Raw genomic sequence first — 15,760 nt, 5'->3', positions numbered from 1 at the left:
TACAGGTTCTGAAGGAGTTCGCCCATGACGCCCCAGCATCCCGCACTCGTCAAAGGCCATGTCGCCGTCATCACCGGCGCTGCTTCGGGCATCGGACTTGCGGCCGCGAAAGCCTTTGCGCAAATGGGTCTCTGCGTCGTTCTCGTCGATCTCGAGGGAGACCGGCTGGCGAGCGCGGCCGTAGAAGTCACAGCTCTTGCAGCCGGCGGCGAAGCCGATGTCGTGGCGATCGGCACCGACGTTTCGAAGTTGGACGAACTTGAATCCCTTGAGCGCGCCGTCATCCAGCGCTTCGGGCGCGTGCACGTGCTGATGAACAATGCCGGGATCCAGCCGGGCAGCGCACTGTTCGGCCCGCAGGCCAACTGGGACAATGTCCTCGGCGTCAACCTGATGGGCGTGATCAACGGCACCCGCACCTTCGGTCCGGGCATGGTCGCCCACAAGGATGCGGCCCTCATCATCAACACCGGCTCCAAGCAGGGGATCACCACGCCGCCCGGCGATCCGGCCTACAATGTCTCCAAGGCCGGCGTGAAGGCCTTCACCGAGGCGCTTCAACACGAGCTGCGAAACACGCCAGACTGCAATGTCACCGCCCATCTCCTGATCCCCGGCTTCGTCTTCACGGGTCTGACGGCAAACGGCCGCACCGAGAAGCCAGCCGGTGCGTGGACGCCGGAGGAAACGGTCGATTTCATGCTGCAAAGCCTCGTTGCGGGCGATTTCTACATCCTCTGCCCCGACAATGAAGTGACGCGTGCGCTCGACGAGAAGCGTATCGCCTGGGCTGCCGGCGACATCATCGAAAACCGCCCGCCGCTGTCGCGCTGGCATCCCGAACATGCCGACGCCTTCAAGACCTACCTGTCCGTTCCCAAGGGCTGATTGGCAAGCTCACTGAACGCCGCTAAGGATGAAGCGCCCGCAGGTCGCGGGCGCTTTGTCATGCGGTGACCATAATGGATTTCATCCCCAGCCTTCCCGTCTTTCTCGCCTTCAGCCTGGCACTTCTGCTGCTCGCCATTACGCCGGGTCCGGATATGACCCTTTGGATCAGCCGCTCGCTGCGCGACGGACGCGCCATAGGCCTAATGACGCTCGCCGGCACCAGTTTCGGGATCTCGATCCACACGCTGCTGGTCGCCTTCGGCATTTCCGCCCTCATCGTCGCCTCGCCGACGGCCTTCATGCTCCTGAAGACGGGTGGCGCTGCCTATCTGCTCTGGCTGGCGCTTCAGGCCGTCAGGCACGGCTCGAACTTCGTCATCAAGGCGGATGGTGATGCGGTCGTCTCGAAGAAAGGCGCCTTCTTGAACGGGCTCTGGGTCAACCTCCTGAACCCCAAGGTCATCATCTTCTTCATGACCTTCCTGCCGCAATTCGTCACCGCGACCGACCCTCATGTGACCGGCAAGCTGATCTTTCTGGGACTGTGGTCGATCATCCTGTCGCTGCCGATCGGCGTCGGCATCGTCTATGGCGCGGATTTCATGTCGAGCTGGCTGCAGGCGAACCGCAAGGTTTTGCGCGGCATCGATTACACCTTTGCCGGCGTCTTCTCGATCTTCGCGGTGAAGATCTTCATGACGCAAGCCAAGTAAGGTCGAGGGCGGGACAGCGGTCCCGCCTCACCCTCAATCGTCGTCTTCGCCGTGATTGGCGATCATCATCGCTTCAAACGCCAGACGCTCGGTTTTGCGCATGCGCTCGGATTCCGACTTCAGCTGACCGCAGGCGGCGAGAATATCGCGGCCGCGCGGCGTGCGGATCGGCGAGGCATAGCCGGCCTGGTTGATGAAGTCGGCGAACTTTTCGATCTGCGCCCAGTCCGAACACTGGTAGTTGGTGCCCGGCCACGGGTTGAACGGGATGAGGTTGATCTTGGCCGGAACGCCCTTCAAGAGCTGGATCAGTCCCTTAGCGTCTTCGAGACTGTCGTTGACGTCCTTCAGCATCACATATTCGAAGGTGATCCGACGGGCGTTCGACAGTCCAGGATAGTTGCGACAGGCCTCGATCAGCTCCTTCAGCGGATACTTCTTGTTGATCGGCACCAGCATGTCGCGGAGTTCGTCGCGCACGGCATGCAGCGAGATCGCCAGCATGACGCCGATCTCCTCGCCGGTGCGGTAGATCTCCGGCACGACGCCTGAAGTCGACAGCGTGACGCGACGCTTGGACAGCGACAGGCCATCGCCATCGGTCGCGATCAGCAGTGCCTTCTTCACCTCTTCGAAATTGTAGAGCGGCTCGCCCATACCCATCATGACGACATTGGTGATCTTGCGATCGCTCGACGGCATCATGGTGCCGACGGGAATTTCCCGGTCCGGGAAATCACCCAGGCGATCACGCGCCAAGAGCAACTGGGAGAGAATTTCCTCGGCCGTCAGGTTGCGCACCAGCTTCTGGGTGCCGGTGTGACAGAAGGAACAGGTGAGCGTGCAACCGACCTGGCTCGAAATGCACAGCGTGCCGCGACCTTCTTCCGGGATATACACGCTTTCGACTTCGACCGGACGGCCGGCGCCGCGCGGAGGAAAGCGCAGCAGCCACTTGCGCGTGCCGTCGTTGGACACCTGCTCTTCGACGATCTCGGGACGCGCGATGGTGAAATGCGTTTTCAGCATTGCGCGCATGTCCTTGGAGACATTCACCATGTGGTCGAAGTCGGAGACGCCGCGCACATAAAGCCAGTTCCAGATCTGCGCCACGCGCATCTTGATCTGCTTCTCCGGCACGCCCTTGTCGCGCAAAGCCTCGCCCAGCTCGTCTCGGTCGAGGCCAACAAGGCTCGGTTTCTCGGCGAAAGCGGCCGGGCGAACCGGGGCCGCAGTCTGGCTACGCTCTGGAAGCGTCACGGTGACAGTCATCGTCTGGACCTCTGGACCATAGGGAGAAGGACGCTCGGATGGAGCGCTTACCGCCTGGCAGATATGGATTCACGGAACTTGCGAACAGGGCCAAGGACCCATCGCTTTCATTTGCAGCGGCCAATAGCAGCTTTTTTGCCTTCCGTCACCCCGACCCCATGAAGGGTGGTCATGCAAAAATGAAGGAGGCCGGCGATGTTGCGCCGGCCTCCCCAAACCAAACAGGCAATGCAGACTTACCTGCAGTTCTGGATCTTCTGCAGCGCGGCAGAGATGCCCGAAAGCGAATAGGTGTAGCTTGTGGCCGTACCACGAGCCGAAGTCGCCTTGACGGTCATGGTCGACCCGCCCCTCATGGCGGCAACGAGTGCCGGTTCTTCGGCTGCGTTTTCAACCCATGCCGAGCTGTCCTTGACGAACAGCACGAAGTTCTTGTTGTCGATCGTCACATTGACCTTGGAGTCGCCCTTCATCGGGTAACCCATCATAGCCTGCGGCTCATACGAGATGTTCTGACCCGGGCGCTGCGAGACGACAAAGAAGATGTCGCCATGATTGACACTCGCCGGCTCCTTCGCCGTCGGAACGGAAAGCACGTAGCACACGGTGCCGCCATTCGACTTGTAGGAGTAGGCACCCCAGGCCCTGAACTGCTCGATTCGCGTGGGCGATTGCGCGTTGGCGAGCCCGCTGCTCGCCAGGAGGATTGCCAGTGCGGTTACGCTACTTCTTACGAACATGTCTTCCTGCCGGTTGTTTCCATCCATCACCCAGCCATGCGACCGGGCGCTCATCGTCAAAACCTGTGTTCAGTTTGACTTAATTTACCTTACCAAACGATGAACGACGCACGCCTTGTTGTCACATTCGGTGTCGACATTCCGTCTGGCGCCCCGAAATCCGGCATAAAACGGTTTTGGGACCTCGGTCCTGCCGACGATGTAGAAGGAAAGAAAAAGGCAAGAGTTGGGCTGTCTGGAGACCAGAGCAGCCACAAAATCGTTTAGGCGGGCAACTCATGTTCAGCGAGCGCCGCATCGGCAGCATCATAGTGCCGATCCTTGATGTGCCTGTTGATCAAGGCGATTGCCGTTGTCAGCACAGCGATGTCATCCGTGAAGCCGACCACAACGAGCATGTCAGGGATCATGTCGATCGGCAGGACAAAGTATCCGAGTGCAGCCAGCAGGATTCCCCGGACGCGAAAAGGTGTCTCACGGTCCGTGGCACAGTAATAAGCGGCCACAAGATCCCGCGAAAACGGTATCTGCCGGGCAGCCTTTTTGAAGGTCGGCCAGAAACGGCTACGAACCTTCGCCTCCTGTTTCTCCTGCGTCTTCTCATCGCCGGGAAGCAGGATCTCACCGATCTTCACGTCATCCATAGCCCATCGATCCTTTCGTTCGGACCCGATCAATCATATGTGAATGGCAGCCTGAAATTTCAATCACCGTCACCCAGTCCGGGAAGCCGCCAGATCCATGAGAACGGCGAGCTTGAAATCGAGTTCCGTCACACCGCCGGCAGAATGAGTGGTGAGGGTCACATCGACCTTCTTGTAGACGTTGAACCATTCCGGGTGATGATCGAGCTTTTCCGCAGCCAGCGCACATTCCGTCATGAAGCCGAAGGCCTGGCGGAAATCGCGAAAGACGAAGTGTTTTTCAATAGCGGCGCCATCACGCCCCAGCGTCCAGCCGTGCACCTCTCCCAAACGTGCCGCAATGGACGCCGCGTCCAGTTTTTCGTATTTCATCCTGGAACCCCTCCTTCTGGATCAACCGATGCCGGCACCATCCATTCTCTTCATCTGCCTAGGCAACATCTGCCGGTCACCCCTGGCGGAAGGAATCTACCGCCACCTCACAGCAGGGACCAGCGAAAAGCCCGTGATCGCCTCGGCCGGAATTGGCAACTGGCATGTCGGCAATCCACCGGATCGGCGGTCAATCAAGGTCGCGGCGACAAACGGGATCGACATCTCCCGGCAGCGAGCCCGTCAGGTGCAGCCGCAGGACTTCGACAGGTTCGATCTGGTGGTCGCCATGGACAGAAGCAATCTGGCCAGGCTGCAGTCGCTTCGACCGCAAAACGCGACAGCCAGCCTGCATCTCTTCGCCGAGCTAGCATTCGGGACACAAGAAGATGTGCCCGACCCCTACTACGGTCAAATCGAAGATTTCGAGCGGGTCTACAGCATGCTTTTTTCGGGCTGCAGCGCGGTCGTCTCGAAATTCGAGTAGCCACCCGTCTCATAGAGAGGGAAAATCTCCTCGGTGAGATAGGGACCGCCGCCGACGGATTCCCGGGACGACAGGAGCACGAAGCGTCCAACGCCGAATGGCATTGTATGAAAGTTGCCGCGACCGCTCAGGTAGTGAACGACGTCATCGAGGCGTGAGGCCTTCAAGCGGGCAAGCGTCACATGCGGGGTGAACTTGCGCGGGTCCGGCGGCAAGCCGATGCGCTGGCAAATGCGCTCGATCTCTCCTTGCAGCGCGAAGAGTTCCGGAGCCGGAGAAACACCCGCCCAGATCGAATGCGGCTTCTTCGAACCAAAGGAACCGATACCGTTCAAACTCAGGGAAAACTCGGGGCGCTCGATCCGATCGAGCCTGTCGACGACTTCGTCCGCCGTCCGGCCATCCACATCACCGATGAAGCGCAGCGTGATGTGGTAATTCTCCACATCGATCCAGCGAGCCCCGGGGAGACCACCGCGCAGCAATGAGAGGCTCATTGCGGCGCTGCGGGGAATTTCGAGGGCAGTGAACAATCTCGGCATGGAGCGCTCCCCGAATCTTTTGCAGGTGCTCACAGCGAATCATGCAATGACATCAGGCGCAAGCGTTTAGTTTGCCTGCCCCTTGATGCCGGCCACCCAAGATTCGGCGAGGGGCAGCATGCGCTCGGCCATGAGCTTCAGCCCCTCGGTATTGGGATGCATTCCATCGTCGAGCAGGAGGCTGCGTTCGGTGATGACGCCGTCGAGCACAAAGGGGTAAAGCGGCAGGGCGTACTTTTCGGCAAGCCGTGGATAGATCGCATTGAACCTCTGGCCGTAGTCATCACCCATATTCGGCGGCGCCAGCATACCCACGAGCAGGATCGGGATATTGCGCTCTTTAAGCCGGATGATGATCTGCTCCAGATTCTTCTCGGTCTGCTCCGGCGGAATACCGCGCAGTGCGTCGTTGGCGCCCAATTCCAAGATAACGCCGTCGGTCCCCTCTGGCACCGACCAATCGACGCGAGAAAGACCGCCCGAAGTCGTGTCCCCGGACACGCCAGCATTGCTGATCACGACGTCATGTCCCTTGGCCACAAGCTCGCGCTGCAGCTGGGCCGGCAGGGCGTCTTCCTGAGGCAATTGATAGCCTGCCATCAGGCTGTCACCGAGGCCCACAAGCTGGAGCGGTTCGGCCGCAGCAATCCGCGGACCGGCAAAGGTGGCCAGCAGGATCACGGCGAAATGAAGGAGCGCTGCTTTAAATGTCATGGTGGCTTCCCTAGATTGGCAAGAATGCCGCAGTGCGGCGAAGCTTCAGTCCCGCAGATATAGGATGGATGAGTGTGAGAAACAGCATCATCGAACTGAAAAGCGCCGATCTCACCCTTGGCAAAGCCGCAGCCTCCGTTCACGTTTTGAAGAGCATCGACCTGTCGATCGCGGAGAGCGAAGCCGTGGGTATCGTCGGGCCGTCAGGCTCCGGCAAGTCGACGCTTTTGATGGTGCTGGCCGGACTGGAACGCCTCGACAGCGGCGAGATCCACGTTCGCAACACGCCGCTTCACACGCTGAGCGAGGATCGGCTCGCCGATTTCCGCGGCAAGAACATCGGCATCGTCTTCCAGTCCTTCCACCTGATTGCCAACATGACGGCGCTCGAGAATGTCGCCGTTCCCCTGGAACTCGCGAATGTGAAGGGCGCCTTCGACATCGCACGCAAGGAACTCGAATCTGTCGGTCTCGGCGAGCGTCTCAGCCACTATCCCGGCCAATTGTCCGGTGGCGAGCAGCAACGCGTGGCAATCGCACGTGCATTGGCTCCCTCGCCGGCTGTTCTGATCGCCGATGAGCCGACAGGAAACCTCGATACGGAGACCGGCCGGCAGATTGCCGACCTTCTGTTTTCCAAGCAGCAGGAACGCGGCATGACACTGATCCTCGTCACGCACGATCCGTCGCTTGCCGCCCGCTGCACCCGGCAGATCAAGGTGGCATCCGGCCGCATCGCCGGCGACAGCCGAACCGAGCAGACCCGTCTCGCTTCGGTGTCCGCATGACGTCCTTCGGCACCCGTCTGTCCATCGCTTTCCGTATAGCTCTGCGCGAACTGCGTGGCGGCCTGAGCGGCTTCTACATTTTCCTCGCCTGCATTGCACTTGGCACTGGCGCGATCGCAGCCGTGAACTCCGTTTCGACGGCGATCACCAATGCGATTTCCTCGGAGGGACGGACGCTTCTGGCAGGTGACGTTCGCTTCGAACTCGACAATCGCGAGGCGACATCGGACGAACTGGCCTTCCTCGAAGGTTTCGGCACTGTCTCGGTCACCACCAACCTGCGCTCCATGGCGCGCCTGCCCGACGGATCGGATCAGTCGCTCGTCGAAATCAAGGCCGTTGATGAGGCTTATCCGCTCTATGGCAGACTGATCGCCGACCCCGACCAGCCACTTTCCGAATTGCTCGTTGCGGACAATGGCGCTTATGGCGCGGTTGTCGCCCCGCTCCTGCTTGAGCGGATGAATATGAAGGTCGGCGACGAACTGCTGGTCGGCAATAGCCGATTCAGGATCAGTGGCACCATCGTCACCGAGCCGGATGCTATATCCGATGGCTTCGGTTTTGCGCCGCGCTTTCTGACGAGCCGCGAAGGGCTCTTCGCCAGCGGCCTCGTGGCGACCGGCAGCCTCGTCGAACACGCCTACAAGATCCGCTACACTGACCCCGCACCGTCGGCGCAAGCCATTCGCGAACGCGCTCAAGCCGAATATCCGACGGCAGGCTGGTCGATCCGCAGCAGTGATCGGGCAGCTCCTGCCCTGACTGAAAATGTCGAGCGCTTCTCGCAATTCCTGACCCTGGTCGGCCTGACCGCGCTCGTGGTTGGCGGCGTCGGCGTTGCCAATGCCGTTCGCGCCTTCCTCGATTCCAAGCGAACCGTGATCGCCACACTGAAATGCGTCGGCGCACCCGCCTCGGTCGTTGTCATGGTCTATCTGATCCAGATCACGCTTGTGGCGTCCGTCGGCATTCTCGCCGGCTTGGTCCTCGGCGCAATCGCACCCCCGATCGTTGCAAATTATCTCTCCGGCATCCTGCCGATCTCCGCCGAAGCGACGCTTTACCCACGCGCCCTTCTGCTCGCGGCCCTCTTCGGCATGCTCGTCACCTTTGCCTTTGCCATCCTGCCGCTGGGCCATGCCCGCAAGGTGCCGGCGACAGCCCTGTTCCGCGAGCAGGGCTTTGAGGCGTCAGGCCTGCCCTCCTGGCCTTACCTTCTCGCCATGGCTCTGGCGCTTGCCGCATTGGCAGCTCTTGCCATCTTCACCTCCGAACAACAGCGGATCGCGACGATCTTCCTAGGCGCCATGGCGGCTGGATTTGTGCTGCTCCGTGTGGTTGCCATGGGCATCGCCTGGCTTGCGAAACGCAGCCCGCGCATCAATTCGGCGGCACTCAGGCTTGCGGTCGGCAACATTCACCGCCCGAGCGCTTTGACCCCTGCAGTCACCCTGTCGCTCGGCCTTGGCCTCAGCCTGCTCGTGGCGCTGGCGCTGATCGATGGCAATCTGCGGCGAGAACTGACCGGCAATCTGCCGGAAAGGGCACCGAACTTCTTCTTCGTCGACATCCAGAGCGGCGAGATCGACGGCTTCCGCAATCTCGTTGAAGGCATGGCGCCCGAGGGCAAGCTGATCGAGGTACCGATGTTGCGCGGCCGCATCGTCGAGCTCAACGGCACCGATGTCGCCAAGGTCGAGGTTCCACCGGAAGGGCGCTGGGTTTTGCGCGGCGATCGCGGTCTGACCTATGCGCGAAACGTGCCGGAAAACAGCACCTTGACCGAAGGCGAGTGGTGGGCCGACGGCTATGAAGGCGAGCCTCTCGTTTCCTTCGCCGAGCAGGAAGGGCGCGAACTGGGACTGAAGATCGGCGACACGATCACCATCAATGTGCTCGGGCGCAACATCACGGCGAAGATCGCCAATTTCCGCACCGTCGAATGGGAAAGCCTGTCGATGAACTTCGTCATGGTGTTCTCGCCGAACACCTTTGCCGGCGCTCCCCATGCCTGGTTGGCGACGCTGATCGACCAGGATGCGACCGCCGCCGAGGAAGCCTCGATCCTGCGATCGGTCACGCAGCAGTTCCCGACAATCACGACCGTGAGGGTAAAGGATGCGCTCGATGTCGTCGATCGCCTCGTCGGACAGTTGGCAACGGCGATCCGTGCAGCCGCTGCCATCGCGTTGATTGCATCGGTGCTGGTTCTGTCGGGGGCGCTCGCAGCCGGCAACCGGGCACGCACCCATGACGCCGTGATCCTGAAGACGCTGGGGGCGACCCGCGCCATGCTGATCCGCGCCTTCACCTACGAGTACATGCTGCTCGGCGCAGCCACCGCGATCTTCGCGCTCATTGCCGGTGGCGGCATCGCATGGTTCGTGCTCAGCCAGATCATGAAACTGCCGTCCAGCTTCCTGCCCGATGTGGCCGCGATGACCCTTGTCATAGCGCTGGTGGTCACGATCGGCATCGGGCTCGCCGGAACCTGGCGCATCCTCGGGCAGAAAGCCGCTCCTGTTCTTCGCGAGCTTTGAGGCCAAGAGCGGCGGGCCTTGCCCCGCCGCCTGCAGTATTACGGCGATTTAAGATTGTGGCCCTTGTCGTAGACACGGGAACCTCTCATATTGAAAGCACGCATGCTGGGCTTCGCAGCGGCGCGGGAGCCAATCCGGGCTCCGCTGTCCATTTTCGAAGCTTTGAGAGAGGAAAACATGTCCGAACTTCGCAACTATCAGAGCCGTCAGGGCCAGACCCAGTCGGCCACGATGATCGACGAAGGTCTGCGCGCCTATATGCTGAAGGTCTACAACCTGATGGCACTGGGCCTCGCCATCACTGGTATCGCAGCCTTCGCTACCTTCCAGTTGGCAGTATCAGGCGGTCAGCTTACGGCCTTTGGCCAGGCGATCTTCCTGAGCCCGCTGAAGTGGGTGGTCATCCTGGCACCGGTCGCCATGGTCTTCTTCCTGAGCTTCAGGATCCACAAGATGAGCGTCGCAGCCGCACAGACGACCTTCTGGGTCTATGCCGCGATGATGGGCCTGTCGCTTTCGTCGATCTTCCTGATCTATACGGGAGCAAGCATCGTCCAGACCTTCTTCGTCACGGCCGCCTCCTTCGGCGCCCTGTCGCTTTACGGCTACACCACCAAGCGTGACCTGTCGGCGATGGGCTCATTCCTGATGATGGGTCTCTTCGGTCTGATCATCGCTTCGCTGGTCAACCTCTTCATGGCCTCCTCGGCCCTCGACTTCGCGATCTCGGTGATCGGCGTGCTGATCTTTGCCGGTCTGACCGCCTATGACACGCAGTCGATCAAGGAGTCCTACCACGAGAGCAATTCCAGCGAGATGGCTGGCCGCAACGCCATCATGGGCGCCCTGCGTCTCTATCTCGACTTCATCAACCTCTTCCTGTTCCTTCTGCGTTTCCTTGGAAACCGGAACTGACGGTTAAAGGCAGTCTTTGGGAAACCCCGCTTCGGCGGGGTTTTTCTTTGCCCTGGCGACTGAACCGAACAAGTCAGCCACAAAAAAACCTCCGGTTTTCGCCGGAGGTTTTTTGATGACGGTGTCGAAACGACTTACGCCGCTTCTTCCTGGGTATCGTCTTCTTCGATCGTCTTGCCGCGCTTGGGACCCTTGGCAAGGTTGACCTCGACAAGGCGAACGGCCTCCGTCTCGGACATCTTGTTCACGGCAGCGATTTCGCGTGCCATGCGATCGAGAGCAGCTTCATAGAGCTGACGCTCGGAGTAGGACTGCTCCGGCTGGTTCTCGGCGCGGTAGAGGTCGCGAACGACTTCAGCGATGGAGATCAGGTCACCGGAATTGATCTTGGCATCATATTCCTGAGCGCGACGCGACCACATGGTACGCTTCACGCGAGCCTTGCCTTGAACGACCTTCAGCGCGCGATCGACAAAATCCGTCTCGGACAGCTTGCGCATCCCGATGCTCACGGCCTTGGCAACCGGAACCTTCAGACGCATCTTGTCCTTTTCGAAATCGATGACAAAAAGCTCGAGCTTCATGCCGGCGACTTCTTGCTCTTCGATGGTGGTGATGGTACCCACGCCATGGGCAGGGTATACGATCGACTCGCCGGTCTTGAAGCCGTGGCGTGCCGAGGAAGTCTTCTTCTGCTGGGTCGTCATTCTATTCAAATACTCCCTGTTTTGCTCCCGGCGTGATGCCGGCGCCGGGTCGGTCAGGCCCGGATGAGACGACGAGGTTACGAAACTTGTCGTCCTGATCCAGTCCGCGACACAATCAAACGTCACCCTCGTCGCGACTGAGACACGACACAAAAGTGTCGCCGATGTCACGTATATCGCGCGGTGGTGAATTTGCTTTCGTGATGGTTCAGGGCATAGCTATGCCGCAAAGTGGAACAGTTTCAGGAAGCTATCACAAAAAGACGAGGAAATCAATATTTTAGTGCAGTGCGCCACAATCATGGCGCACGCGACGGCGAATCTGACGCCAAGTGATGGAATTTTGGGCAGGATTCCATCTCACCCCACGGGCAGAAAGGTCTCAGTCGCCGGAGCCCGGCTTCTCGGAGAAGAACTGCTCGAACTTGCCATCAACGCCGTCCATTTCCTTGGCTTCCGGCATCGGGTCCTTCTTGACCGTGATGTTCGGCCAGATCTTGGCGTATTCCGCATTGATCTTCAGCCACTTGTCCAGCCCCGGCTCTGTATCGGGCTTGATCGCCTCGGCAGGACATTCGGGCTCGCACACGCCGCAATCGATGCACTCGTCCGGGTGGATGACGAGGAAGTTCTCGCCTTCATAGAAGCAGTCGACAGGGCAGACCTCGACACAATCGGTGTATTTGCAGCGAATGCAGTTATCGGTGACGATATAGGTCATGCGGCACTCCAGGATGGCGTTCTCGAATGGCAGGAGAAAGACGAACGTGGGTGGTTCCGTCGGGAATACGACCCCGTTTGGAACGGCCCGCGCCCTACCGGAAATTTCTGTCGGACGGCAAGTGAGCTAATGCGGAATCCCTGCCAAGGCAAGGATAAACACCCTCAATTCGGGCGCCTTTGTAGAAATTTTCTAATCAGCAGACCAATCCGGCTCGCCGCGCAGATCATCCAGCGCCCGGCGCTCCTTCTTGGTCGGTCGCCCCGCCCCTGGGGCTCTGACGCCCGGCTCGGATGGACTGAAAGGCTTCTTCTCGTGCGGCGGCGTAAGATCCTCATAAAGGAGCCGCGCTTCCTGGTAAGGACCACGCCTCTCACCCGGCAACTTCACGACCAGCACCAGGTCACGCTCGGGCATGGCGATATCGAGACGGTCGCCGACCTTGAGCTGATGACTGGGTTGACGAACCTTTTGCCCGTTGACACTGACATGGCCGGCAGCCACCCGCTCTTGCGCGAGGCTGCGTGATTTTGCCACACGGGCGAAGAACAGCCACTTGTCGATGCGCTGGCGCGAACCGCTTGGTGGCTGCTTGTCGTCCATTACTTCTTCAGCTGCTCCTTGAGAGCCGCGAGTTTGGCGAAGGGCGAATCCGGGTCGAGTGGCTTCTCCTTGCGCGGCGGCTTTGCCTCGAAGCGTGCCGGCTGCGACTTGTTGTTGTCGCGCTCCGGCCGCGGACCACGGTCCTTGCGGTCGCCACGATCCTGGCGGTCGCCCTTGCCGGCAAACTTGCCGCGATTGTCATCACGACGCTCGCCACGATTGTCCGAGCGCCGATCGTCACGACGACCTTCGCCACGCTTCTCGCCACCCGCCTCGCCGCCTTCACGGGGAGCCGCGTTACGCTGACCCTGCGGACGACGGTCACCACCCGGACGACCGGTGCCACGCTGATTGTCGCTACGGCCACCTGGACGCCAGAGAAGAACCGGCTTCGGCTCGGTGGATTCGGCAGGCTGCTCCGCCGAGGCGGCATCTTCCGCTGCTGCTGCGGGCTGCTCTTCGGCAACGGCCGCAGGGGCTTCACCTTCGCTCGCCGTTTCGCCAGCCTGATCGGCATCGTCGACGCTGTCGTCTTCGCTCTTTTCGGCAGCTGCGGCCTCCGTGGGGGTAGAGCCGGTCTGCGCCGCCAGGAAAGCGGCGGCCTCTTCCGCAGAGACGCTATCCGCACGATAGCCGAGACCCTTCAGGATCTCTTCCATATCATCGGGGGTCGCACCGAGGATCGACAGCATTGCAGTCGTCGTTGTGAAGCGACGACCGTCATATGCACCGTCCGGACGCGCCGGCGAACCCGGCTTCCACTGCAGCAGCGGACGAATGAGATCGGCGAGACGCTCGAGGATGTCGATACGCACTGCACGCTTGCCGAGGAACCGGAAGCCGGCGAGCTTGTAGAACATGCGCTCATAGCTCGGATCGGTGACGACGGAGGTGCGGCCGGCAGCCAATACCGGGATCAGATCGCCGTAACCCGGCTTGTCCAGACCATCATGCTTCAGCGCCCAGAGGAGCGTGATCAGTTCTGCCGGCGCCGGCTTGAGAAGGGCCGGCATGAAGATGTGGTAGGCACCGAAGCGCACACCATAACGGCGCATCGATGCGCGGCCATCCTGGTCGAGGGTCTTGACGTCATCTGCGACATCACGGCGGAACAGAACGCCGAGATTTTCGACCAGCTGGAAGGCCAGCCCCTTGGCAAGCCCCTGCAGGTCTTCGGCGCGCGACAGATCGTCGAGCGGCTTCAGGACCGTCGAGATATGGTGATTGACGAAACGTTCGATGCGGGCAGCAACGTGATCCCGGGCCATGCCGGTCAGCTGTTCATCGGCCAGCAGGATGACACGGGGATGCAGGATGTGATCCGTCCCGATCAGACGCGCAACCGGATCGCCCAGCCAGCGAACGAGACCGTCCGAGCCGATGGCAAGATCATTATTGCCGGAAGCGTGCAGGCGCGCGGCGCGCGCCTCGAATTCGAGCGCCAGCGCCTTGTAGGCGGCAGCCTGAACGGCCTTCGCGTCCGGGCCCTCCATGCCGGAGATCGGCGTGAACCGGAACCCCGCAAGTTGTCCCATGGCATGACCTTCCACGAAGACATCGCCGTTCACACTGATTTCAGCTTCCAACATCGCATTCTCTCTCAAGCGCTTCATGAGCACAGATGTCCTGCGATCAACAAAGCGTTTCGTCAACCGTTCATGTAACGCATCGGACAATCGGTCTTCGATTTCCCGCGTCTTTTCTTGCCAGTGTGTCGGATCGGCAAGCCAGCCGGGCCGGTTCGACACATAGGTCCACGTTCTGATCTGCGCGATCCGCGCCGACAGTGTATCGATTTCGCCATCGGTGCGATCGGATCGGCGCACCTGCTCGGCGAGAAAGTCCTCGTTGACGGTGCCCCGCCTGACCAAATCAAAATACAGACTCTGAATCAGATCAGCATGCTGTGCAGGCGTAATGCGCCGATAGTCGGGCAGCGCGCAGGCTTCCCAGAGTTTTTCCACCCGTTCGGGCCGATCGGTGATGTCGGCGATCTCGGGATAGCGCGAAAGATATTCCAGCGCCTGCTGATCAGTCGCCGGCAGCGCGCGCGTCAATCCTTCGACACGCGGCACCGCATCAAGGCTTCTCTGCAGGCCAGCAATCGACGAGAAATCGAATTTTTCAGTCCGCCATTGCAACACTTTGACGGAATCGAATTGATGCGTTTGCAGCCGTTCGACCAGCTCTTCGTCGAAGGGAGCCACCCGTCCGGTCACGCCGAACGTGCCATCCTTGATATGACGCCCGGCACGACCCGCGATCTGGCCGAGCTCGCCCGGATTGAGGTTGCGAAACTGATAGCCGTCGAACTTTCGATCCTGCGCAAAGGCGACATGGTCGACATCGAGGTTGAGACCCATGCCGATGGCATCGGTCGCCACTAGGTATTCGACATCGCCTTCCTGGTAGAGACCGACCTGGGCATTGCGCGTCCGCGGGCTTAGAGCGCCCAACACGACGGCCGCCCCGCCCCGTTGGCGGCGGATCAGCTCGGCAATCGCATACACTTCTTCCGCGGAGAACGCGACGATGGCTGTCCGCTGCGGCAGACGCGTGATCTTCTTCTGGCCTGCATAGAAAAGCTGCGACAGGCGGGGCCGCTCGACGATGGTGATCCCGGGCAAGAGCTGAATGAGGATCGACTTCATCGTCGCCGAACCGAGAAGCAGCGTTTCCTCGCGCCCCCTCAGATGCAGCAGACGATCGGTGAAGATATGCCCGCGCTCCAGGTCGCCCGCGAGCTGTATCTCGTCGATGGCGACAAAGGCCGCCTTGGTTTCACGCGGCATCGCCTCGACCGTGCAAACGGAGAAGCGCGCTTTCGGCGGGCTGATCTTCTCCTCACCTGTCACGAGCGCCACGTTTTGCGCACCGACACGCTCGACTACGCGCGTATAGACCTCTCGTGCAAGCAATCTCAGCGGCAGACCAATGATGCCAGACCCGTGCGCGACCATGCGTTCGATGGCGAAATGGGTCTTGCCGGTATTGGTTGGCCCCAGCACAGCACTGACGCCGCGGCCACTCAGGATCATGGGTTGCGTATTCAAAGACCGCTCCGCTAGTCGGGACCGCGCTTTTCCGCACACCGGCACCCTCGGCCAA

Annotated in this window: 16 protein-coding genes; 6 read left to right on the top strand and 10 right to left on the bottom strand. The window is 60.6% G+C overall.

Features of this window, described 5'->3' with window-relative positions:
- Positions 1-24: 24 nt before the first annotated feature.
- Both ACQKP1_RS19690 and ACQKP1_RS19685 read left to right on the top strand, forming a co-directional pair.
- Positions 25-888 (top strand): SDR family NAD(P)-dependent oxidoreductase, encoded by an 864-nt coding sequence (locus ACQKP1_RS19690; RefSeq protein WP_427276668.1) that lies wholly within the window; start codon positions 25-27, stop codon positions 886-888.
- A 74-nt stretch (positions 889-962) separates the two neighbouring features.
- Positions 963-1,604 (top strand): LysE family translocator, encoded by a 642-nt coding sequence (locus tag ACQKP1_RS19685; protein WP_427276667.1) that lies wholly within the window; start codon positions 963-965, stop codon positions 1,602-1,604.
- A gap of 33 nt (positions 1,605-1,637) precedes the next feature.
- On the opposite strand, the gene rlmN is transcribed toward ACQKP1_RS19685, so the two are convergent.
- From rlmN to ACQKP1_RS19665, 4 genes are all read right to left on the bottom strand, one after another.
- A complete protein-coding gene (gene rlmN / locus ACQKP1_RS19680; RefSeq protein WP_427276666.1) occupies positions 1,638-2,876 on the bottom strand; it encodes a 23S rRNA (adenine(2503)-C(2))-methyltransferase RlmN in 1,239 nt (412 codons plus the stop codon).
- Between the two features lie 236 nt (positions 2,877-3,112).
- Entirely contained in the window at positions 3,113-3,616 is a 504-nt protein-coding gene (locus tag ACQKP1_RS19675; protein ID WP_203019837.1) for an invasion associated locus B family protein, read from the bottom strand.
- A 263-nt stretch (positions 3,617-3,879) separates the two neighbouring features.
- Positions 3,880-4,260, bottom strand: coding sequence for a YkvA family protein (locus ACQKP1_RS19670; protein WP_203018501.1), 381 nt, complete (start codon positions 4,258-4,260; stop codon positions 3,880-3,882).
- Positions 4,261-4,329: 69 nt separating this feature from the next.
- Positions 4,330-4,632, bottom strand: a complete 303-nt coding sequence (locus tag ACQKP1_RS19665) for a 4a-hydroxytetrahydrobiopterin dehydratase (protein ID WP_427276665.1) — start codon at positions 4,630-4,632, stop codon at positions 4,330-4,332.
- Positions 4,633-4,660: 28 nt separating this feature from the next.
- Between ACQKP1_RS19665 and ACQKP1_RS19660 the strand changes: the two genes are divergently transcribed.
- On the top strand, positions 4,661-5,119 hold the full coding sequence (locus tag ACQKP1_RS19660) for a low molecular weight protein-tyrosine-phosphatase (RefSeq protein WP_427276664.1): 459 nt from the start codon (positions 4,661-4,663) through the stop codon (positions 5,117-5,119).
- Here ACQKP1_RS19660 and thpR read toward each other — a convergent pair.
- A complete protein-coding gene (gene thpR / locus ACQKP1_RS19655; RefSeq protein ID WP_203018508.1) occupies positions 5,068-5,661 on the bottom strand; it encodes an RNA 2',3'-cyclic phosphodiesterase in 594 nt (197 codons plus the stop codon). The two genes, ACQKP1_RS19660 and thpR, sit on opposite strands and share 52 nt — an antisense overlap.
- Before the next feature lie 66 nt (positions 5,662-5,727).
- Positions 5,728-6,375 carry an arylesterase gene (locus ACQKP1_RS19650; protein ID WP_427276663.1) on the bottom strand — a complete coding sequence of 216 codons (648 nt, stop codon included), beginning with the start codon at positions 6,373-6,375 and terminating at the stop codon, positions 5,728-5,730.
- A 74-nt stretch (positions 6,376-6,449) separates the two neighbouring features.
- On the opposite strand from ACQKP1_RS19650, the gene ACQKP1_RS19645 reads away from it, so the two are divergent.
- The 3 genes from ACQKP1_RS19645 to ACQKP1_RS19635 all read left to right on the top strand — a co-directional run bounded on the left by ACQKP1_RS19645 (position 6,450) and on the right by ACQKP1_RS19635 (position 10,621).
- On the top strand, positions 6,450-7,163 hold the full coding sequence (locus ACQKP1_RS19645; RefSeq protein WP_427276662.1) for an ABC transporter ATP-binding protein: 714 nt from the start codon (positions 6,450-6,452) through the stop codon (positions 7,161-7,163).
- On the top strand, positions 7,160-9,706 hold the full coding sequence (locus tag ACQKP1_RS19640; protein ID WP_427276661.1) for an ABC transporter permease: 2,547 nt from the start codon (positions 7,160-7,162) through the stop codon (positions 9,704-9,706). Before ACQKP1_RS19645 ends, ACQKP1_RS19640 begins: the two co-directional genes overlap by 4 nt.
- Before the next feature lie 177 nt (positions 9,707-9,883).
- Positions 9,884-10,621 carry a Bax inhibitor-1/YccA family protein gene (locus ACQKP1_RS19635; protein ID WP_203018514.1) on the top strand — a complete coding sequence of 246 codons (738 nt, stop codon included), beginning with the start codon at positions 9,884-9,886 and terminating at the stop codon, positions 10,619-10,621.
- A gap of 134 nt (positions 10,622-10,755) precedes the next feature.
- On the opposite strand, the gene ACQKP1_RS19630 is transcribed toward ACQKP1_RS19635, so the two are convergent.
- The 4 genes from ACQKP1_RS19630 to ACQKP1_RS19615 form a co-directional block, all read right to left on the bottom strand.
- Entirely contained in the window at positions 10,756-11,328 is a 573-nt protein-coding gene (locus ACQKP1_RS19630; RefSeq protein ID WP_054150347.1) for a CarD family transcriptional regulator, read from the bottom strand.
- Between the two features lie 382 nt (positions 11,329-11,710).
- The gene (fdxA, locus tag ACQKP1_RS19625) at positions 11,711-12,049 is read right to left on the bottom strand and encodes a ferredoxin FdxA (protein WP_006724415.1); all 339 of its coding nucleotides are present in this window, start codon (positions 12,047-12,049) and stop codon (positions 11,711-11,713) included.
- A gap of 192 nt (positions 12,050-12,241) precedes the next feature.
- Complete coding sequence (locus ACQKP1_RS19620) at positions 12,242-12,652, bottom strand: RNA-binding S4 domain-containing protein (RefSeq protein WP_427276660.1); 411 nt, start codon at positions 12,650-12,652, stop codon at positions 12,242-12,244.
- Entirely contained in the window at positions 12,652-15,690 is a 3,039-nt protein-coding gene (locus tag ACQKP1_RS19615; protein WP_427276806.1) for a helicase-related protein, read from the bottom strand. The genes ACQKP1_RS19620 and ACQKP1_RS19615 overlap by 1 nt, the downstream gene beginning before the upstream one ends.
- Between the last annotated feature and the right edge of the window lie 70 nt (positions 15,691-15,760).

This window comes from Allorhizobium sp. NPDC080224 (genome assembly GCF_050281005.1).
In the GTDB taxonomy this organism is placed as follows: domain Bacteria; phylum Pseudomonadota; class Alphaproteobacteria; order Rhizobiales; family Rhizobiaceae; genus Allorhizobium.
The sequence above is the reverse complement of the archived record's forward strand: the minus strand, read 5'-3'. Positions and strand labels throughout refer to the sequence as shown.